Consider the following 18,793-nt stretch of genomic DNA (forward strand, 5'->3'; position numbering starts at 1 on the left):
CCACGATCATGAAGTTCAACCTCGGATTGCTCGCGCTGGCGGTCGGCGCCTTCGGCATAGGCGTGACCGAATTCGCGCCGATGGGCATGTTGCCGGTGATCGCGGGGGACCTGCACGTGTCGATCCCCGCCGCCGGGCTGCTGGTCAGCGCCTATGCGATGGGCGTGCTGATCGGCGCGCCACTGATGACGCTGACCACCGGGCGGATCGACCGGCGGACATTGCTGATCGCTTTGATGGGCATCTTCACGCTCGGCAACGCGCTGTCTGCCGCAGCGGGCGGATACTGGATGCTGATGGCGGCGCGGGTCGTCACCTCGTTCAACCATGGCGCGTTCTTCGGCGTCGGATCGGTCGTCGCCGCCAACCTCGTGCCGCCGGACAAGCGCGCGGGCGCGGTGGCGGCGATGTTCACCGGGCTGACCGTCGCGACCATCGGCGGCGTGCCGGCGGCGACCTGGGTCAGCGAGGCGGTTGGCTGGCGCACGGCGTTCGCCGGGATCGCGGGCGTCGGGGCGATCGCGATGCTGTCGCTGCCGGCTGCGGAGGGCGGCGACATGCGCGCCGAACTGCGCGTGTTGACGCGCGGGCCGGTGGTGATGGCGCTGGCCCTGACCACGATCGGCTTTGGAGGCGTCTTCACCGTGTTCACCTATATCGTGCCCATCTTGCGGGATGTGACGCATGCCTCGACCGGCTGTGTCACCGCGATGCTGATGCTGTTCGGCGTCGGCGCGACGATTGGCAACGGCATCGGCGGGCGGCTTGCGGACCGTTCGGTCGACCGGGCTCTGACGACGATGCTGGCGATCATGGCGCTGACGCTGCTTGCCTTCACGGTTCTCATGCAATGGCCGGTGACCGCTGCCATCGCGATCCTGGTCTGGGGCATCGCCAGCTTCGCCATCGTGCCGCCCTTGCAGATGCGCGTGATGGACGCGGCCTCGGACGCGCCGAACCTCGCCTCCGCGATGAATATCGGCGCGTTCAACCTCGGCAACGCGATCGGCGCGGCGCTGGGCGGGGGCGTGATCGGGGCTGGGTTCGGACTGCCGGCCGTGTCGCTCGCGGGGGCGATGATGGCCTCGGTGGCGCTTGTGATGCTCCTGGCGTTCCGGCGTCAGCCAAGCGCCAAGGCCTGCCCGGCCTGACGGGCGGCGACATCAGCCTCGAGTCACAGCCGCTTACGCATCCGGGTCAACGGCACGACGACGCCATCGACTTGCATATCGACGCGCCCAATCTTGTAGCCACAGGCCTCATCGAGCAGCACGCCGCCCCACCGTGCCCATCAGTTCGATCGCCAACGGGACGGTCTAATGGCTTGGCACCTTCGGGCGATGCTGCTCTACAAGGGCCGTCCACTCGCGAATGATCCGGCGGCGCTCCATGCTCGTCTTGCCCGCCAGCGAACGGAGCCGCGCGAATGCCGCCGGACGGCTACACCCCTTCACCTCGAAGAACAGCACCGGCCGTTCGGCCACCCCCAAGTTACAGATCTCACCGGCATCACTTGGCTGAAGGACCGAAGCCGGTCGGCCGCCACCGAGATTGGCGGTGTACAAGGCGCTGGCGATCATGATGCCACCGTCGGGCGAAGCCTGTTGCGCGGTCCAACCGACGGTCAGCAGCAGGCCCAGCAAAATGCCCATGACCGGCTGCCAGATCGACACGACGAGCATCGCGACAAGCAGCAGCATCAAGGCGACAGCAGCTAAGTTCGGACAGTTGCCAGCGATCGACTGGGCCAGCGGAGCTAGCAACACGAATAACGACGCGGTCCAGACCATCACCAGCAACGCCATCGCCCCGAATCCCACGATGAACGCCCAGAACCGCTTTTGAGACGGTACGAATCCGATCGCGGCCCAGGCGCCTCCCAGCGCGCCGAGCACTATGGCGGAAATCATCGCAATCGCCAGCCAGGACTCTCGATACCACAGTAGGCCGACCAGAATTACTATGACGACCAGCACAGTCGTTATGCACGCTCTTTTGACATTCGGGTGCGGCAAACCCGGCGCATTCAAGCGGACAGCCATGGTCATCGTGGATGGCATGAAGACGATCAGAGCAAATGCGAAGGCCGAGGCAATGCTGAAGAGCAGCAGATATACCCACATGCCGTTTTGGAGCACAGGGATGGCCGATTGATCCAGATATCCCAGAAATCCGTTGAACAGAATCACCACCGGGACCGACATAAATGCCCCCATAGCGATCAGCACGGCAGAAATTTTCTGAGCGGTATCGAGAAATGGCGCGTAGCGCCTATTCTGTTTGATCATCCAGACGATAGTGGTCGATGCTACGGCCAAAATCCTGCCCCCCACGTCTTCGATATACGCGCCACACCATAGAAATCCGGCCTTTATGAAATATTACGGCAGCACTGGCTCCGGCACCAGTTGCGCGCGCATCGCTGCCGCATCGCGCCCCGGCGGAGCGCCGAACAGGCGACGATAGTCGCGGCTGAACTGCGACAGGCTTTCGTAGCCGATCGCGAAGCCGACCCGTGCGACCTCCTCGGCGGCGACCAGGCGGCGGCGTGCTTCCTGCAAGCGGACCTGCTTCTGGAACTGCACCGGCGTCATCGTCGTCACCGCCTTGAAGTGGCGGTGGAAGCCGGGGACGCTCATGCCCGCCAGCGCGGCGAGGTCGGCCACGCGCAGCGTCTCGGCATAATGGTCGCGGATGAACGCCGTCGCACGCCCGATCCGAGCGGCATGAGTGTCGACCAGACCCATCTGCCGCAGCGCCGGACCCAGCGTGCCGCCGAGCAGCCGCCAGACGATCTCGCGCCGGATCAGCGGGGCGAGCACCGCCTGATCGGCCGGGTGTTCGAGCAACTCAAGCAATCGCCTGAGAGGATCGCGCAGCGCCGGGTCATGGTCGCTGGTCGCCAGCGCATTGAAGGCGGCAGCCGGGCCCGGCACGCTCACCTGCTCCGCCACCAGTTCGGCCACGGTCACCGGTTCGATCGCGAGCGACAGCGCCAGATAGGGCACGTCGGCACTCGCCCGCACGATGCGCGACGTGACCGGCAGGTCGACCGAGGCGAGCAGGCATTGGCCCTCGGCATAATGATAGGGGGTCGGCCCCAGCATCGACATCTTCGCGCCCTGCACGACGAGGCAGAAGGATGGCCGATAGACCGAGCGGATGATGCCGGTCGGCTCCTCCGCGCGGGTGATGAGCAGGCCCGGGATCGGCGTTTCGCGACCATGGACGAACCAATGGCGCTCGATCAGTTGGGCAAGGTCGGACAGCGTCGTCATGGCAGAGATCGTAGCTTCGCCGCGCGCCGAAAGCACCGTCTACGCATGACTTTGATAGGATCGGGCAGGACTTTGATCGGATCGACGTCGCGGCGCCGAACGTTCGCGGCGTATCTCCGGCTCATCCATTCCAACAGGAGTATCATCCCATGCGTATGCGCCAACTCGGCCATAGCGGCCTGTTCGTGTCCGAACTCTGCCTCGGCACCATGACCTTCGGCGGCAGCGAGGGCATCTGGGGCCAGATCGGCCAGCTTCGCCAGGACGAGGCAGACGCGCTGGTCCGGACCGCGCTCGATGCCGGCATCAACTTCATCGACACCGCCAATGTCTATGCCGGCGGTGAAAGCGAGCGCATTCTCGGCCAGTCGCTCAAGAACATCGGCGTCGCCCGCGACGATGTCGTGATCGCGACCAAGGTGCTAGGTCCGATGGGCGATGGTCCCAATGCGCGCGGCGCCTCGCGCGGCCACATCCTCAGCCAGTGCAAGCAGAGCCTCCAGCGGCTGGGACTCGACCATATCGACCTCTACCAGATCCATGGCTTCGATCCCGCGACGCCGATCGAGGAGACGCTGGAGGCGCTCGATACGCTCGTCCGTCATGGTCACGTCCGCTATCTCGGCCTGTCCAACTGGGCGGCGTGGCAGGTGGTGAAGGCGGTCGGTATCACCGAGGCGCGGCGGCTCGCGCCGATCCTCTCACTCCAGGCCTATTACACGCTGGTCGGCCGCGACCTGGAACGCGAGATCGTGCCGATGCTGCGGTCCGAGAAGATCGGGCTGATGGTATGGAGTCCGCTGGCCGGCGGGTATCTATCGGGCAAATATGATGGCGAGGGCCAAGCGGCGGACGGTCGGCGCGCGACGTTCGACTTTCCGCCGGTCGACCGGACGCGCGGCTCGGTGGTGATCCCCGAGATGCGTCGCATCGCCGAGGCGAAGGGCTGCACCGTCGCGCAGGTCGCGCTTGCCTGGCTGCTCCACCAGCCGGTGGTGACCAGCGTGATCGTCGGGGCCAAGCGGGTCGATCAGCTTACCGACAATATCGCCGCGACCCAGGTGTCGCTCGACGCGGACGACCTTGCCGCCCTCGATGCGGTGACCAAGCTGCCAGCGGAATATCCCGGCTGGATGCTCGAGCGCCAAGGCGGCTATCGCGCCTGAGCGTCGCAGGTTCGGCGGGACGGTTTCGTGACCGTCCCGCCGCTCCGACCGTCCGTCCAGAGGGGCAGCGGATCACCCAGGCAGGATACGGCCCGTCCGGGCGGCATGGGCAAAGGCCGGAAAGCCGAAAGCCTCTGCCTGACGCGCCGGAATCTCATAGTCATAGGGCACGCCGTGCAGTTGAGCGGCCCATCCGGCGTTACGACGCTCGACGATGGCATAGCGCGCCAGCGGGCTGCCCGCCTCCATGACGTGTGGGGTCGCGCCCCGGTCCCGGTAGCAGGGCATCCCGACGCTACCGGGATTGACGATCAGAACGCCATCGACCGCCACCATGCGCGGCGTATGCGTATGCCCGCACAGCACCAGACTGGCCGACCCGATGCCCTTCAGGCGCGGCCGGATGGCGGTGTCGGTATCCAGTGTCGCGCGGCCGGAGCTCACATCCTCGAGCAGATATTCCAGATCCCCGCCCGCCGGGCTGCCGTGGCAGGCGAAGACGTCGCCATCACAGAGGGTGAGCGTCGCGGGCAGACCCTCGATCCATGCCCAATGCTCTTGGGTCAGGAGAGGCCGCGCCAGAACGTCGAACGCCCCGTCGCTGCCGTCCTGCAACTGCCGCTCATGGTTCCCTGCGATGGTGAGATAGCCGGAGCGCATCTGAAGTTCGGCGCTTGCCCCAGGATCGAACGGGCCGGACACGAGGTCACCCAGATTGACGACCAGGTCGGGCGCGGCGGCGGTCATCGCGTCGCGGACAGCCTCCAGCGCGGCCAGATTTCCATGGGCGTCGGCAATGACCCCGATCTTCAATGCTTCCCCCTTGGCCGAAACGCAGCGACATCCCGGATGAGCATGGCAGGTGCTTCCTCGAAACGCCATGCACGACCAGCGGTCACCAGCGACCGCCGTTACCCGAGACCCTCGGGGACCAAGACGATCTTGCCCGCGAAGCTGCGATCCTCCAGCAGGCGATGGGCAGCGGCCCCCTCGCTCAGCGGGAAGGTGGTGATGACAGGCGCGGTAATCGTGCCAGCCCGCAAGGCCGCGAACAGCCTGTCGGCGCGGCTCTGTCGGCTTTCCGCGCGGTTCAGATAGGTCCAAAGATCGCCGCCGACGACACCCTTGGAATGCTCCATCAGCGACAGCGGATCGATCGCGGGCGGTGGGCCGCCCGCCTTGCCGAAGATCACCACGCGGCCACCGGGACGCAAGGCGGCGAGGCTGTCGTGGAGCGTGGTGCCGATCGAATCATAGACCAGATCGACGCCGTCTCCGGTCGCCCGCCGCACCTGCGCCACCCAGTCGTCATAGCCATAGACCGCACTAGCACCGTTCGACCGCGCCTGTTCGCGCTTGGACGGGGTCGAGGCCAGCGCATGGACCTCGGCGCCGAGCGCTGCCGCCATTTGGGTGAGTAGCCGCCCGACGCCGCCAGACGCGGCCTGGACCAGCACGCGGTCTCCGGCGGCCAGCCTGCCGCTATCCTCGACCAGATATTGCGCCGTCACGCCTTGCAGCAAAAGCGCGGCGGCGGTGCGATCGTCGATATCGTCCGGCAGCGCGACCAGACGATCGGCAGGCGCGCAGACCCGCTCGGCATGGGCGCGCGGCACGTCAAGAAAGCCGACCCGCTGCCCGATCCGCCAGCGATCGACGCCGTTCCCGACCGCGATGATACGCCCCACGCCCTCATAGCCGCCAATCCATGGCGCTTTGCCGTCCAGCACATAGACGCCCTGGCGGCGGTAGATGTCGGCGAAGTTCAAGCCGACCGCGCGGGTTTCCACCAGCACCGAGCCGGCGTCCAGCTCGTGATCCGGAAAAGCGCCATAGCGCAGGACCTCGGGGTCCCCGAATCGATCGAAGAACAAGGCCTTCACCGCACTATCCTCGACACGCCCATCGCCGATCATCCTTGTTTTGGTTGCCAATGACCGGAGGATGCCTGCTGGACTGCGCCGGAAACAGCCGCATAGGATGCGACGTCTTCGAACCAGGGGTTTGCAATGGACCGATTGACCAGCATGGCGATCTTCGTATCGGTCGTCGATCTGGGCAGCTTCACCGCCGCGGCCAAGGCGCACGACATCTCGGCAACGATGGTGGCCAAGCATGTCAACGCGTTGGAAGCGCGGCTCGACACCCGCCTGCTGCACCGGACGACCCGGCGGTTGTCGCCGACCGAGGCCGGTCGACGCTTCACCGAATCCTGCCGTCGCGTGCTGGCGGATGTCGCGATCGCAGAGGCGGTGGGGGCCGAGGTGGCGCAGACGCCGGTCGGTCGGCTTCGCATCGCCGCGCCGGTCGCCTTCGGCACCGAACGGGTCGCGCCCCTGCTGGCCACCTATCTCGACCGCTTTCCGGACATGCAGGCGGAACTGGTGCTGGGTGACCGCAAGGTCGATCTGATCGAGGAAGGCTTCGACCTGGCCTTTCGGATCGGTGCGCTGGAGGACGACTGGCTGGTCGTCCATCCGCTCGCTCCCTATCGGCTGATGCTCGCTGCCGCGCCGGGCTATCTGGTGCGGCACGGTCATCCGGAGAGGCCCGCCGACTTGCGCGAACATCGGCTGATCGGCTTCGCGCAATTCGGTGCGGACGACCGCTGGACACTGGTCGGTCCGGGCGGCGAGCATGTCGTACCGCTGCCCCCGCCCCGCCTGCGCATCAGCCACGCGGCCGCCCTGCGGCAAGCGGCGGTCGCGGGCTATGGCATCATCCTGCAATCCCGCGTGACGCTGGACGGCGATCTGGCGTCGGGGCGTCTAATCCCGGTTCTGGCGGATTACGCGCCCGAACCTCGTCCGCTGACGCTCGTCCGCCTGCCCGATCGTCGCATGACGGCAGGCCTGCGCGCCTTTGTCGAGATGGCGGTTTCGGCGTTTCGCGACGAAGGATGAAGCAAAGCGATAACGGTCGAAGCCGGTCCAGCCATCACCGGTGCGCCGGATTGACGCGCCGCCATCCAGGGTTGAATTCGTCGGACATGAGCATCTCCAACCGCGAAGCGCGTCGGATCGTCCTGGCGGCGCAGGGCTTTGGTCGCCCGCGCCCGCGTCAGCCCCTCGGTTCGCCACCTGCGCAGCACCGCCGAGCGGCTCAACCTCTTCCAGATCGATAGCGTCAACGTGCTGACGCGAGCGCACTATCTGCCGGCCTTCTCGCGGCTCGGTGGCTATGACCGTGCCCTGCTGGAGGGCGATGCGTGGGGGCCGAAACGCCAGCGGCGGATGTTCGAATATTGGGCGCATGAGGCGTCGTTGCTACCGCTCGACCTGCACCCGCTGCTCCGCTGGCGCATGGCGCGGGCCGAACGCGGCGAGATCGGTTCGCAGAGGCTTCGGCGTTTCGCGCTCGACCTTCGCGCCGAGGCCGTCGCCATACTCGAGCGCATCACCGCCGAAAGGCCGCTCACGGCCGCCGATTTCGAGAACGGGTCGAGCCGCAGCGGCTGGTGGGAATGGAGCCACGTCAAGCACGCGCTCGAATGGCTGTTCTGGTCCGGCTTTCTCACGACGGCGACGCGGCGGGGCAGCTTCGCCCGCGTCTATGACCTGACCGAGCGGGTCATCCCGCCGACGGTGCTGGCAACACCCACGCCGTCCGTGGAGGCGGCGCAACGTGCGCTGATCGAACGCAGCGCCCGCGCACTGGCGATCGCGACCGCCAGCGACCTGCGCGACTATTTCCGGTTGAAGCCCGCCGAAGCCGATCACGCGATCGCCGATCTGGCGGAAGACGGAGTGCTCGTGCCGGTGCGGGTCGAGGGCTGGAGCCAGAAGGCATGGATGTATCGCGACGCCGCCGTGCCGCATCGGGTGCAGGGCGCTGCCTTGCTTGCCCCCTTCGACCCGTTGATCTGGGAACGGGCTCGCACGGAACGCCTGTTCGGCTTCCACTATCGCATCGAGATCTATGTCCCGCAGGATCGGCGCACGCATGGCTATTATGTGCTGCCCTTCCTGATGGACGAGGCGCTGGTCGCGAGGCTCGATCTCAAGGCGGACCGGCAGGCCGGGCTGCTGCTCGCTCACCGCATCACGCTGGAACCGGGAGCGCCCGCCGATACGCTGTCTCGGCTTCGGGCCGAGTTGGACGGAATGGCGGCATGGCTTTGTCTAGACGCCGTCCGCATCGGCGCGGTCGTGCATCGTAGTTGAGCGTCTTCGCCCGTCACGTTGCTCCACCCCGCTCGGCGGCGGGCACGATGCCGTCGTCGAGCAGCGCATGGAGCGCGGCGATATGGTCATTGTCGCGCGCGCCGCCAGGATCGGAGGTCATGACGACCCTCATCTTGAGGTCTGGCACGATGAACAGCATCTGCCCGCCATAGCCCCAGGCGAAGCGCAGCGGATCGCCACGACTGGTGCCAACGAACCAGCCATAGCCATATTGCCCGCCGCTCCACGGCGATACGGTGCGAGGAGTCCAGCTTTCCTCGATCCAGCGGGCGGGGACGATCCGCCGCCCGTCGATCACGCCGCCCAGGCGATAGAGTTCGCCGAACCGCGCCAGGCTGCGCGGCGACATCATCATGTCGTTGCCGCCGAAAAAGATGCCCTGCGGATCGCGCGACCATGGCGGGATGGTGATGCCGAGCGGCTCCGCCAGCCAGTCGCGCATCAGCGTGTGGGTGTCGCGTCCCGACCCGCGGGTCAGCATCGCCGACAGCAGATGCGTGTTGCCGGTCGAATAGAGCATCGCGCCGCCCGGCTCATCGACGAAAGGGCGCGCGAGGGCGAAGCGGACCCAGTTGCGACTGGACACCCAGCGCCCATAATTCTCACCCGACGTCCGCTCCAACCCCGCGCGCATCGTCAGCAGATCCTCGACGGTCAGCCGGGCAAGACCCGGGTCGGGATCGGGCGGCGCATCGCTGCCGAGCACCGACAGCACGGGCTGGTCGACGCCGGTCAGCGTGCCTTTCACGATCGCGATGCCGACCAGCGCGGACAGGACCGACTTGGACGCGGACTTGATATTGACCGGCCGGTCGAGCGGCGGCCCGCCGTTGAAGCGCTGCTCGGCCAGCACCTGCCCGTCGCGGAGGACCAGCAGCGAGCGGAGCCGGGGAAGACGGCTGGCTTGGGCAACGGTATCGGCCAGGATGGTGCCGTCCAAACCGCGCGTCTCGACCGGGCGAGACATGGCGGCTTGCCGTGGCGCAGGCGCGGCATCGCAACCGCTGGCGAGGAGGAGCGCCAGCGCGGAGGCATATCGCTTCACGGCGTCATCGCAGAGCGAAGCGATTGCAGGAACGCGGCGGGCGCTTCGACCTGCGGCGAATGGCCGAGATCGTCCAGGCGGATCAGGCTTGCGCCTGGGATGCGCTTTACCGCCTCCTCGGCGGCCTGCGGCACGGTGCGGACTCGGGCGCGCCGGCCCTCGGGCGCACTGTTGGCGCGAAAGGCCGTCAAGTCGCGCTGGCCGATGATGAGCGTGGTCGGGACCGCCAGGCGCGGCAGCTCGGCCGCGACCGGCTGGGTTTGGATCATATCGGACAGACGGGCCTGTGCATCGCGCACCGTGTCACCATCGGGGCTGGCATATTGCCCGGCCAGCATGGCGACCCAGCGGTCATAGGCCGGCCGCCAGACCCCATGATAATAGTTACGGAGCTGATAGGCCTTGATCGACGCGGCATCCGTCTTCGCCTCTTCGGCGCGCAGCTTGCCGAGATCGGTATAGGGCACGCCCTCACTCAGCGTGTCGTTGAGGCCGAGCGGGTTGACCAGCACCAGCTTCGCGACCCGCTCAGGGTACAGGAGCGCGAAGCGCGTGGCGAGAATGCCGCCGGTCGAATGACCGACCAGCACGACCTTGCCGGCCCCGGCCCGGTCGAGCAGCGCGGCAGTCAGCGCGGCCATGGTGTGGAAGCTGTACTGATAGTCACTCGGCTTCGACGATTTGCAAAAGCCGATCTGGTCCGGCGCGATGACGCGGTAGCCCGCAGCCGCTAGGCCACGCGCGGTTTCGCCCCAGGTCGCGGCGCAAAAATTCTTGCCGTGGAGCAGGACGACCGTCGTACCATTAGGCGTGGCGGTCGCCGGCCAGTCGAGAAAGGCCATGCGAACCGGATGGCCCTGTGACGTCCCCTCGAACCAGTGCACGGGGGCAGGATAGTCGAACCGTTCCAGATTGGCACCCAACGGCACGGTTTGCGCAGTCGCACTGGTTGAGAGCAGGGCCGAACAAGCGGCGGCAGCGAGAAAGGGACGAAGCATCAAAGGGTAACACCAGCCGCGGCGCCAATATCCCTGGCGCCGCGACGACGTCGTCAGATGGTTCGCTTTGTCTCCGCACGGCTGGTGACCATGTCCCACAATCGGTAGGCCGCGTCTTCATCCTCCGGGGATGGCGCATGGAGATTGAAGCCAATATCCTCCCAAGGCTGGCGGGCCTCCCAATCCGGATTGAGCGACCAGTAACAGACGCTCGCCTCGAACATCGCCAGATGCTCGATGGGGGTTTCCATCGGTGGCAGGCCCTTTGTCTCGACATGCGCGTGAATGGACCGCGCCAGATCATCGAGCCGCTTGTTGATCATTTCGCTTTCCCGTCAGCCGTAGGGGACGTGACGACATGATCGCGATGGGCGCCATGGCAGCGCGTCCCAGAACCTGCTCGGTCGTGCTGGGGCCAGCGGCGATCGGCATGAATTGCCGCAGCAGCTCGGTCGGCATGGGTGACCCGCCACCGGGGTAATCTGCTGGCAACGCGTCCCGTGGCATGTCGCGCAGCCAGGCGTAAGCCGGTTCGTCACGGAGCGTGCCGAGCACGGCGTCAATCGTTGGATCGTCGTTTTCGCTGGCGCCGGACAACAGGATTTTGCCGAACGCGATCAGCGCATTTTTGCGTCGCTCCTCGGATTCCGCCTCATGGGCAAAATGCTGCTCGATGTCGGTCTGCGGTGCCTGGCTGTCTACCTGCTTGTTCTTCGGCAGGACCTTGCCCGGATGGCGCTTCGCCCAGTCGATCACCGAACGCTGGATGTCAGCGGCGAGCTGATGTCGAAACGACGGATCGTCTCCATAGCCAGCGATGAACCGACGGAGTTCCGCATGCTGTCGCCCGGAGACGGCGCTGACGAGCGGCCAAGCACTGCCGAGTGCGGCCCGTTCATTGGTGACGTTGTGCAGTTCTTTGAGCAGCGACGTCGCGATCAGGATACCCAGCGCGGTCCGCAGATCGGCAATTTCCCGTGCGTTCGGCGGACGATGGCCCACCGCCTTATGGTACCGATCCAGCAGACGGGGCAGGAAATTACCTGGCGATCCGATCGCGGGCTGCTTACCGTCGATCGTCTTCGGCCGCTTGCCATAGGCCTTGTACCCGGTGAGGTCGAAGCTGCCACGGGCGATGGCCTCGATCCAGGCGTGCGGATCGGGGGCTGGGCCGAGCAGTACCGCGATCAACTCCGATAGGATCGAGCCGCGTCCGGGGCCTAGGGCTCCAACGGCGTTGCGCCCCGCCTTCGTCACCAAAAGGTCCAGCATTCTGGTGATGCTCGCGGCGGCGGCCTTCTCCTGTTCGGGACTGCCGTCGCCGTACTGCCCCGCCCGCCATGTGACGCCGATACACTTCCAGCTCGGCCGGGGTCAGCAGGGCATTCAGATCCATCCTCGATGCTCCATCGATGCGGACGGCCGACGCTTGCCGCTCGCGATACCAAGCAGGCATAGCCTTGCAGACCCTCACACGCGGTAAACGCCGCCGTAAGGGCGGCACGCACAGCCTCACAAAGAAGCGGAGGAAAGCTCACAGAAAGAAGTGGGCGCCCTCACAGACGAAGGCAGACCGGCCCCATGCGGGGCCGCACAGAAACTGCGGCGCAATACCGCTAAAATGGGGCATTTCATTTCTGTGTCATTTTAGCTGCGTCGGCGCGTGCGCGCCGGGAGCGCAAGCGCTCCTGGTGGAGGCGTCGCCTCCAGGTCCGCCGGCACCGCGATGACGGTGCCTCCGGAAGGCGGGACAGGTCGCATGGCCGGGGGGCATGCTCCGCCAAGACCACCCAAGCGCCGCGTGGCGGCGAGGTCGGTGATGAAAGGCCGGAAAGCGGATCGGCTGAGCCGAGAGGTGAAATGACCAAGGAGGATCGCCGCGAACAGCCCGCGGCCCCCCATGGATAGAAGTCGACCATGCACATTAAGACACTGGAGGCGGTTGCGATCGCCGCCGCCCTGACCCCTGCGCGTCTCGCCGGGCTGCGCTTTCCTGTCGATCCAGATGCGGGTTCAATACCTGCCACTCGGCTGCGGCACTATCTCCATGCGTCGGCGGCGTCGTTGCTGATCGTTCCTGCAATCGTACCGCCCGCCCGCCGAGACGTCGAGGAACTGGTCCGGGCATATGACACCGATGTGCTGATCGCACTCGCATCGCGTGATAACGTTGACGGCATTACCTTCGCGGTCATGCTCGCCGGCAACGATCCGGTTTACACATCCGGACTGAGCCTCTTCCTCGGTGCCGGGGCGCCATCTCATTTCGTGCCTCCGGAGCCGGGCAACACGTCCTTCGCCCTGCTGCCGGCAGGGCTTCGTGGTTGTGAATGCGCGCCATGGGATAGCGAGGTGGATCGGCGAGCGGGATTGGCCGACGGGCGCGCGCTTCTGTCCGGCATCTTCGCGGGAGGGACGAAGTGACCGCGCTTCCCGAATGGCTGGCACCGGGTACGGTCGCCGACCGGCTTTTCGATGTCCGTGCCGAGGCCGGTCGCGCGATCGGCTTCGGCCTCGTCCGGCCGCGGCGCAGCGGACTGGAAAATACGATGAGCCAGATTGCCTTCGCCAAGCTCAATCCCGTCAAGCCTGTCGGGGATACGCCGAGAACGGCATGCGGCTGGCCGGTAACGGCCCGCGATTACCGGATCATCCCGGCGCCCGGCGTGCCGGACGTCACATCCATCGAGCGGCTGTTTGGCGACTATGACGCGGTGGTTCAGCCGCATCAGAAGCTTCTGGGCGCCGTCTTCACCTTTCCGTTCGATCGTGATGTGCCCGTGCATGACGGCTTCGGAGCGGTGCTGTCCTACGCGGCATTGCGGTTCGGTCGGGAGCGTCGCCTGACCAGTCTCGTCGTCGCTCATGCGCCGTGCGATCAACTGGCAGAGGAAGCTCCGCATGCCCACGCCATCGTGCTTGGTCGCACCCACCGGGCGTCCGGTTGGGGGCCGCCCCATTCCGACCTTGCCGAAAGCGAGCATGCCATGTGGGCAGAGGATTGGGCGGATTTCTCCGCACGCTGGGCGCTGACGCTGGGGCAATGAACAGAGTGGCATTGCGGTGTCGCTTCATGCAGCGTGCCGAATCGATTCATGGCAATGGACGGGACGACCCAGCGTCCCGTCCATTGAATTGACCGTCGGCGGCTACGGCTCGTCAGAATGACGATTTCCCTGCCGTACCTCCACCGACCGCACGGCTGACCGCATTCTGCCATGCCCGCTCCGCTGCCACGCCTTGCGACAGGGAGATGTTCAGCTTGCCATAGACGTCGAGCTTGGCCGCAAGACCCTGATGCGGATTGCCCCAGATCTGGCGGCACCGGTCGCCGCCCGTGCACCAGTTCGCCTCGTAGATGGAGGCGGCAACCTGCGAGGTTTCGGGCTTGCCGTAGCGCTTCACCATCTCGGCAGCGATCTGCTCGGGCGTCCGTCCGGCGGCAGGGGCAACATATCGGACGAGCTTGACGGCATCACCGTTCGGCACCGGCTGGAATTCGACGGTCAGGCTCTCGTCGCCCTTGGTCGCGTTCAGCACCGCCACACCCTGTTTCGGCTCCTCGATCGGGAAGACGCCCCGCTGCCGCTTGGCCTCATGGTCGACGGTCGCGGCCCAGTCCTCGCCCGCCGACGTCTCGACCTTCCATCCGGTACGGGCAAGCGTCGCCTGCACCTCGGGCGCGGTCATGCCGATGCGGATGCCCGCGATCGTCAGCGGTGCGGCCGCGGTCTTCGTCTGCGCGGCGGCCTCCTGCTCGGCAACCGAGGCCGATCCGCAGGCGGTGAGCAACGCCAGCGCGGCGGTGGCGGTGATCTTCGTCATCATGTTATGTCCTTGTATTCCGGACGTGCGGGTTCGTTCGCCGAGATGCGTCCCGGCGTGGCAGGTCCGTGAGGGGGGTATGTTTTTACGGGCGGGCTGGGCTTGCCGGTGGCGAGCGGGCCCGGACGGCGAGCCTCATCGCAGCACCAGCGCGACGAAGCCTGCCGTGTCCTGTGCGCCGGCGACGTGGCCGGCATCGAAGGCGTGGGCGACGCCTAGCCGCAACGAGGAGGTGGGCGACAGCGCGGCCGACCAGCCAAGCTCGACGTCCATCTCGCGCGCGGCCGGGGTCAGGTCGACGGTGGTGAGGCGAGTGGCGAGCACGCCGGTCATCAGGTCATAGGCGACTGGCGCCTCGACGACCGCACGGGCGCGTTCGAGCCGAAGCGGTGATGACAGTCCGAATGTGACGGTACCGCCGCCAAGACGATACGCCGCGTCGAGCGCGAAGGCGGTGCCGGTCATCGGACCGGTGAAGCGCAACAGGTCCGATCCGCCATCGACCCGAGTGGTGGCCGCCGTTGCCCGCGCCGATAGCAGGACGCCAGCAACGCTGCGGCTGGCCGTCAGGGTGGTTAGCATCGTCCGGCTGCCGGATAGGGCAAAGCCAGCGGAGCCACGCAAGCCCAGCACCTGGCCACGTTCGGTCAGGTTCGATAGCTCGATACCGAGGCCCATCGGCGATCCGAAAGTGACGCTGCGCAAAGCAGAGCGGCCATCGCGCGATGCGCCCGATGCAAAGCCCGCCGACCAGCCGCCGCCGCTCCATGACGATGACGTGCCGACCGGCGCGACGACGACACCGCGCAGGGCAGAACCGGCGATGCCCGCACCTTGCCCGATCGCAACATTAGCGCTGAAGCTGACAGTCTGGCCTGCGGCAGGTGAGAAGGCGAAGGTGGCCGGTCGGTTGGAGCGCACTGCGGCCCATGGTCCCGTGGCTGCGGAGACGAACCCCAGTTTTACGTCGTTAGCCGTGGTGGCCAGCCAAGGCGGATCGATCGTCGCCAGCATCACACCCGCCAGCAATCCCGAACTCCGAACCCGTGGGCCGGTGGTGCCAGTCATGGCGAAGTCGCGGCCATAGCGGTCGAAGACCGTCATCCGGGTCACCGCATCGGATAGCTGCCCGCCGCTTCCAAACGGGCCCGACAGGCTGAGCGAGGAATAGCGCGCCAGCACCATGTCGGCGGCGGCGAAAGCACTGGTGGGCGCCTGCGCCTTCATCGCCGCCTCGACGTTGAGCAAGCCAACGCCGAAGATCTGGTCGGCACCCTTGTCGCCCAGGTCGGTTGCCGTATCGAGCAGGATGCGCGAGATCGCCTTGCCGCCGAGTTGCGGCCAGTACTGCTTGAGCAGCGCGGCCGCTCCGGCGATCGCGGGGGCGGCGAAGCTGTTGCCGGTGACCGTGGTGATTTGTCCGTCCTTGCCGACGACGCTGACGTCCGTCGCGACCACCGCCAGCGTGCGGTCGGCAAGATCGCCGGGCAGGCCATTGCCGCTGGGCGGTCGCAGCGCACTGTCGACCCGGATGCCGAACAGGAGGTTGTCCTTGTTTTCCAAATTGCTGCCGACAAGGTTGCGGGTGATCGTGCCAGGCGCAGCGCTCTTGTCGTCGACGAAGTTGGACACGGATTGCACGAGCAGCCGGTCGGCTTTGACGACGCTGTCCATGGCGGCACGTTCGTCGGCGGCGATCTGGCCGCCATGTTCGCCATTGAGGCTCATCGAGATCACGAACGCCCCTTTTTCCACCGCATAGGTGATGGCGGGCGCGATACTGGCGGCGTTTGCGCCGCTCCCTTCCTTGATGACCGATGTGGCGGTGACGCCGTCGAGATCAGGAGCCACGACCTTCAGCGCGAGCAGCGTCGCGTCATAGGCGACGCCGTGCACGCCGGAGCCATTTCTTGCGGCGAGAGCGACTGAGGCGACCTCAGTGCCATGGCCCTGCACATCACATCGAGCGGGAAGGTCACCGTCTCCGGCGCACAGGTAGCGCAACGCGCGATCCGGCTCTCGAACGCCTTGCTGTCGGGCGAGATACGGCCGGCGAACTCGGCGCTGCTGGTGGCAATGCCGGTGTCGATGACGGCGATGGTCACGCCCTTGCCGGTGATGCCCTTGTCATAGGCATAGGCCGCTTTCGCACCGACCACGGCGGCGGAAGCCTTGTACTCGGCACTATCTGCAGCGCTGGGCGGCGGGGTCGGTGTGGGGGATGGCGACGGTGTTGGGCTGGGTGTCGGCGTGGGTGCAGGCGTTGGGATCGATCCGGACGAATTAACGCCTCCACCACCTCCGCCGCCACAGGCCGCAAGCAGCATGGCTGCTGAAATCACCGATGATGTTTGAAAAGCTTTCCGCCACTGGCGGCCAAGTCCCGCAACCATACGCACCCCCGTGTCGGGCAGTGCCTGGCTTCCCCAGCCGGCGGCACCGCCCCGTGAAACGAGGCGGTGCCGGCCCGAAAGCCGGAAGTTGAGAACCCGTGACAAGACGAGCGCGCACGCCTTTAGGCCCCCAAAAGGAGCCCTGGACATCCGCGGGCGCCTCCCGGCCGAAACTGGTTCGGGCCGGGCATACGGCTACTTGTCATCAGGGTTCTCACGCCCCGGTCCGCCTGCTGGCGAACCGGGCTTGTCTAAGCGGAACCCGTTAACGAACCAAGTCCCGCCGTGCAGGAACGACGTTCGGGTTGCTGCAACATGAGGCAAGTTGGGCGGCTTGCGACTGCACAATCCGCCGTATTTCGAGATGTTTACCCTCTCCAGCGTCGACAATCTGCTGGAGGAAAGAAAATGAAGCGACGCCACTTTCCGTTGGTTTTCCGCGTGAGCGCCATCCTGCTGCTCACCGCCCTGGTTGCCGGGCAATGGTGGCAGCGCCAGCCCGCCGGCAGCATCGCCGGCTGGGTGCCCGCCATGGCCGAAGTCTATTGCCCAGCCGCCGCAATCCACCGCGCGGGTACCATCGCGGACAGCGCGCGGACACTCGATAGCTGGGGCTATGCCGTCATCGGCAACGCCATCTTTCGCGATGGCAGCAACCGCTGCCGCGTGAGGAAGGCAAGATCGACCGGAGCCGAGCGAAGCCCTGACGAGAAATGAAAATCGAAGGGGCCTGATCCGGACCAGCCGGTCCGGGGATCACGCTGTTGCGCAGGTACCCCCCATGCATTCGACTCTCCATGACACGCTGCCGACGACCTCGGTCGCGCTCCTCAACTATGTTCTGACCGCACTCGCTCCCGACGAGCCATACCCCTATGCGGGCAACACCGGACTGCCGGGGGGCGTGGAGTCGCTCGAGAACAACCTGATCGTCGTGGCGACCCCGGTCGCCGAGCGTCTCTATGACGACGCGGTGATGCGGTGTGCCGCGTCCCGCAAGCGCGACGTGGTGCTGATAAGGCACGGCTTCCACCCCGAAATCCTCGAGCCGGTGCGGGCCGATGTCGCGCTGCACTCGGTCACCGGACCGATCCTGGTGCCAGATTTGAGTTTCTACCGCGATGCCGATGGCGGCCTGCACCTCGTGCCGGCGCGCCCGGACCTCTTCGTCGGGATCACCCGGCACGGGTTGGAGGTGTCGATGCCCGCTCCCTGGAACAGCGGGTGGGAGCGGGTGACCGGGCTCGAACGCGCCGCCGCCGAGATCGTCCGCGCCTGTCGGCGGACAGAACAGGGTTGAGATCAGCGAACACGAGAATGTGCCCCCGGGAATGGGGGATGAAACAAGGAGATATCGAGATGACCAACCCGACTTTCGAAGCCGCCGTCACCCGCGCCGTTGTGAAGCTGCTGCTCGGTACCCGCAAGCTCAAGCCCGGCGTCGCCATCACCGGTGGTGATCCGCTCGAGATCGAGGACCAGATCAAGATGGGCCGTCACGCGGTCGAGACCGACGCCGACGTCCTGCACCTCGAATATCGCGACCGTCCGACCCCGGCGCTGACCGGAATCACAATGTTCCTACCGCGCGATGGCCGCTGCCACATCCAGAGCGGCTGCCGCCTGTGGGTGTCGAAGTCGGGCAACCGCGGGCTGATCCTGCCGCAGAACCATGTCCGCGGGCATTTCCGCCTCGCACCGCGCGAGATCGTGCACATCGACGGCAAGCCCGCCGACGATCTGAGTGAGGGCATCGAACGCGCCAGCACGTGGCTGACCCGGCAGGTCATGCGGCCGGGCGTTCAGTATGACGACGCGCAGTGCACGCTCTGGGCAAAGGCCGCCTGACGGACCCGCGTCGAGGTCTATCACCCTATACGGACGAGCCAGCCAATTCGGACACC

General features: G+C 66.4%; 20 protein-coding genes. 9 read left to right on the forward strand and 11 right to left on the reverse strand.

The window, feature by feature from the left end:
• The first annotated feature begins 8 nt into the window (after positions 1-8).
• Positions 9-1,151 carry an MFS transporter gene (locus QE379_RS12130; protein ID WP_307000847.1) on the forward strand — a complete coding sequence of 381 codons (1,143 nt, stop codon included), beginning with the start codon at positions 9-11 and terminating at the stop codon, positions 1,149-1,151.
• 165 nt (positions 1,152-1,316) lie between these two features.
• Here QE379_RS12130 and QE379_RS12135 read toward each other — a convergent pair whose 3' ends face one another.
• Both QE379_RS12135 and QE379_RS12140 read right to left on the reverse strand, forming a co-directional pair.
• Positions 1,317-2,288, reverse strand: coding sequence for a hypothetical protein (locus QE379_RS12135; RefSeq protein WP_307000848.1), 972 nt, complete (start codon positions 2,286-2,288; stop codon positions 1,317-1,319).
• A gap of 93 nt (positions 2,289-2,381) precedes the next feature.
• Positions 2,382-3,278 carry an AraC family transcriptional regulator gene (locus QE379_RS12140; protein WP_307000849.1) on the reverse strand — a complete coding sequence of 299 codons (897 nt, stop codon included), beginning with the start codon at positions 3,276-3,278 and terminating at the stop codon, positions 2,382-2,384.
• A 149-nt stretch (positions 3,279-3,427) separates the two neighbouring features.
• Here QE379_RS12140 and QE379_RS12145 point away from each other — a divergent pair, with 149 nt between their 5' ends.
• Positions 3,428-4,444: an aldo/keto reductase gene (locus QE379_RS12145; RefSeq protein ID WP_307000850.1), complete on the forward strand. Its 1,017-nt coding sequence runs from the start codon at positions 3,428-3,430 to the stop codon at positions 4,442-4,444.
• A gap of 72 nt (positions 4,445-4,516) precedes the next feature.
• On the opposite strand, the gene QE379_RS12150 is transcribed toward QE379_RS12145, so the two are convergent.
• Entirely contained in the window at positions 4,517-5,257 is a 741-nt protein-coding gene (locus QE379_RS12150) for a metallophosphoesterase (RefSeq protein ID WP_307000852.1), read from the reverse strand.
• A gap of 98 nt (positions 5,258-5,355) precedes the next feature.
• Positions 5,356-6,360 (reverse strand): quinone oxidoreductase, encoded by a 1,005-nt coding sequence (locus tag QE379_RS12155; RefSeq protein ID WP_307000853.1) that lies wholly within the window; start codon positions 6,358-6,360, stop codon positions 5,356-5,358.
• Positions 6,361-6,453: 93 nt separating this feature from the next.
• Here QE379_RS12155 and QE379_RS12160 point away from each other — a divergent pair, with 93 nt between their 5' ends.
• Together QE379_RS12160 and QE379_RS12165 are read left to right on the forward strand one after the other, a co-directional pair.
• Complete coding sequence (locus QE379_RS12160; protein WP_307000854.1) at positions 6,454-7,347, forward strand: LysR family transcriptional regulator; 894 nt, start codon at positions 6,454-6,456, stop codon at positions 7,345-7,347.
• A gap of 138 nt (positions 7,348-7,485) precedes the next feature.
• Positions 7,486-8,607 (forward strand): winged helix-turn-helix domain-containing protein, encoded by a 1,122-nt coding sequence (locus QE379_RS12165; RefSeq protein ID WP_307000856.1) that lies wholly within the window; start codon positions 7,486-7,488, stop codon positions 8,605-8,607.
• Between the two features lie 13 nt (positions 8,608-8,620).
• On the opposite strand, the gene QE379_RS12170 is transcribed toward QE379_RS12165, so the two are convergent.
• Genes QE379_RS12170 through QE379_RS12185 form a run of 4 tightly spaced genes read right to left on the reverse strand, consistent with a single transcriptional unit; the run spans position 8,621 to position 11,943 of the window.
• On the reverse strand, positions 8,621-9,673 hold the full coding sequence (locus tag QE379_RS12170; protein WP_307000858.1) for a serine hydrolase: 1,053 nt from the start codon (positions 9,671-9,673) through the stop codon (positions 8,621-8,623).
• Positions 9,670-10,671 (reverse strand): alpha/beta fold hydrolase, encoded by a 1,002-nt coding sequence (locus tag QE379_RS12175; RefSeq protein WP_307000860.1) that lies wholly within the window; start codon positions 10,669-10,671, stop codon positions 9,670-9,672. The genes QE379_RS12170 and QE379_RS12175 overlap by 4 nt, the downstream gene beginning before the upstream one ends.
• Before the next feature lie 53 nt (positions 10,672-10,724).
• The gene (locus QE379_RS12180; RefSeq protein WP_307000862.1) at positions 10,725-10,994 is read right to left on the reverse strand and encodes a hypothetical protein; all 270 of its coding nucleotides are present in this window, start codon (positions 10,992-10,994) and stop codon (positions 10,725-10,727) included.
• Positions 10,972-11,943: a hypothetical protein gene (locus tag QE379_RS12185; protein WP_307000863.1), complete on the reverse strand. Its 972-nt coding sequence runs from the start codon at positions 11,941-11,943 to the stop codon at positions 10,972-10,974. The genes QE379_RS12180 and QE379_RS12185 overlap by 23 nt, the downstream gene beginning before the upstream one ends.
• 645 nt (positions 11,944-12,588) lie before the next feature.
• Between QE379_RS12185 and QE379_RS12190 the strand changes: the two genes are divergently transcribed.
• On the forward strand, positions 12,589-13,095 hold the full coding sequence (locus QE379_RS12190; RefSeq protein WP_307000864.1) for a hypothetical protein: 507 nt from the start codon (positions 12,589-12,591) through the stop codon (positions 13,093-13,095).
• Complete coding sequence (locus QE379_RS12195) at positions 13,092-13,718, forward strand: hypothetical protein (protein WP_307000865.1); 627 nt, start codon at positions 13,092-13,094, stop codon at positions 13,716-13,718. Before QE379_RS12190 ends, QE379_RS12195 begins: the two co-directional genes overlap by 4 nt.
• A 112-nt stretch (positions 13,719-13,830) precedes the next feature.
• On the opposite strand, the gene QE379_RS12200 is transcribed toward QE379_RS12195, so the two are convergent.
• The 3 genes from QE379_RS12200 to QE379_RS12210 form a co-directional block, all read right to left on the reverse strand.
• Positions 13,831-14,499, reverse strand: a complete 669-nt coding sequence (locus tag QE379_RS12200; protein ID WP_307000866.1) for a hypothetical protein — start codon at positions 14,497-14,499, stop codon at positions 13,831-13,833.
• Positions 14,500-14,631: 132 nt separating this feature from the next.
• Positions 14,632-16,452, reverse strand: a complete 1,821-nt coding sequence (locus tag QE379_RS12205; RefSeq protein WP_307000867.1) for a S8 family serine peptidase — start codon at positions 16,450-16,452, stop codon at positions 14,632-14,634.
• On the reverse strand, positions 16,353-16,655 hold the full coding sequence (locus QE379_RS12210; RefSeq protein ID WP_307000868.1) for a hypothetical protein: 303 nt from the start codon (positions 16,653-16,655) through the stop codon (positions 16,353-16,355). The genes QE379_RS12205 and QE379_RS12210 overlap by 100 nt, the downstream gene beginning before the upstream one ends.
• A gap of 675 nt (positions 16,656-17,330) precedes the next feature.
• Between QE379_RS12210 and QE379_RS12215 the strand changes: the two genes are divergently transcribed.
• The 3 genes from QE379_RS12215 (at position 17,331) to QE379_RS12225 (ending at position 18,737) form a co-directional block, all read left to right on the forward strand.
• The gene (locus tag QE379_RS12215) at positions 17,331-17,606 is read left to right on the forward strand and encodes a hypothetical protein (protein WP_307000869.1); all 276 of its coding nucleotides are present in this window, start codon (positions 17,331-17,333) and stop codon (positions 17,604-17,606) included.
• 64 nt (positions 17,607-17,670) lie between these two features.
• The gene (locus QE379_RS12220; protein WP_307000870.1) at positions 17,671-18,189 is read left to right on the forward strand and encodes a hypothetical protein; all 519 of its coding nucleotides are present in this window, start codon (positions 17,671-17,673) and stop codon (positions 18,187-18,189) included.
• Positions 18,190-18,248: 59 nt separating this feature from the next.
• The gene (locus tag QE379_RS12225; protein ID WP_307000871.1) at positions 18,249-18,737 is read left to right on the forward strand and encodes a hypothetical protein; all 489 of its coding nucleotides are present in this window, start codon (positions 18,249-18,251) and stop codon (positions 18,735-18,737) included.
• Positions 18,738-18,793: the final 56 nt, after the last annotated feature.

The sequence above is a fragment of the Sphingomonas sp. SORGH_AS_0879 genome, from assembly GCF_030819175.1.
Taxonomy (GTDB): domain Bacteria; phylum Pseudomonadota; class Alphaproteobacteria; order Sphingomonadales; family Sphingomonadaceae; genus Sphingomonas.

Excerpts from the sequence above, each read along its gene's own strand:
- QE379_RS12130 (WP_307000847.1), top strand. The coding sequence starts at position 9 with ATGAAGTTCAACCTCGGATTGCTCGCGCTGGCGGTCGGCGCCTTCGGC.
- QE379_RS12135 (WP_307000848.1), bottom strand. The coding sequence starts at position 2,288 with ATGATCAAACAGAATAGGCGCTACGCGCCATTTCTCGATACCGCTCAG.
- QE379_RS12140 (WP_307000849.1), bottom strand. The coding sequence starts at position 3,278 with ATGACGACGCTGTCCGACCTTGCCCAACTGATCGAGCGCCATTGGTTC.
- QE379_RS12145 (WP_307000850.1), top strand. The coding sequence starts at position 3,428 with ATGCGTATGCGCCAACTCGGCCATAGCGGCCTGTTCGTGTCCGAACTC.
- QE379_RS12155 (WP_307000853.1), bottom strand. The coding sequence starts at position 6,360 with ATGATCGGCGATGGGCGTGTCGAGGATAGTGCGGTGAAGGCCTTGTTC.
- QE379_RS12160 (WP_307000854.1), top strand. The coding sequence starts at position 6,454 with ATGGACCGATTGACCAGCATGGCGATCTTCGTATCGGTCGTCGATCTG.
- QE379_RS12175 (WP_307000860.1), bottom strand. The coding sequence starts at position 10,671 with ATGCTTCGTCCCTTTCTCGCTGCCGCCGCTTGTTCGGCCCTGCTCTCA.
- QE379_RS12180 (WP_307000862.1), bottom strand. The coding sequence starts at position 10,994 with ATGATCAACAAGCGGCTCGATGATCTGGCGCGGTCCATTCACGCGCAT.
- QE379_RS12185 (WP_307000863.1), bottom strand. The coding sequence starts at position 11,943 with ATGCTGGACCTTTTGGTGACGAAGGCGGGGCGCAACGCCGTTGGAGCC.
- QE379_RS12190 (WP_307000864.1), top strand. The coding sequence starts at position 12,589 with ATGCACATTAAGACACTGGAGGCGGTTGCGATCGCCGCCGCCCTGACC.
- QE379_RS12200 (WP_307000866.1), bottom strand. The coding sequence starts at position 14,499 with ATGATGACGAAGATCACCGCCACCGCCGCGCTGGCGTTGCTCACCGCC.
- QE379_RS12220 (WP_307000870.1), top strand. The coding sequence starts at position 17,671 with ATGCATTCGACTCTCCATGACACGCTGCCGACGACCTCGGTCGCGCTC.
- QE379_RS12225 (WP_307000871.1), top strand. The coding sequence starts at position 18,249 with ATGACCAACCCGACTTTCGAAGCCGCCGTCACCCGCGCCGTTGTGAAG.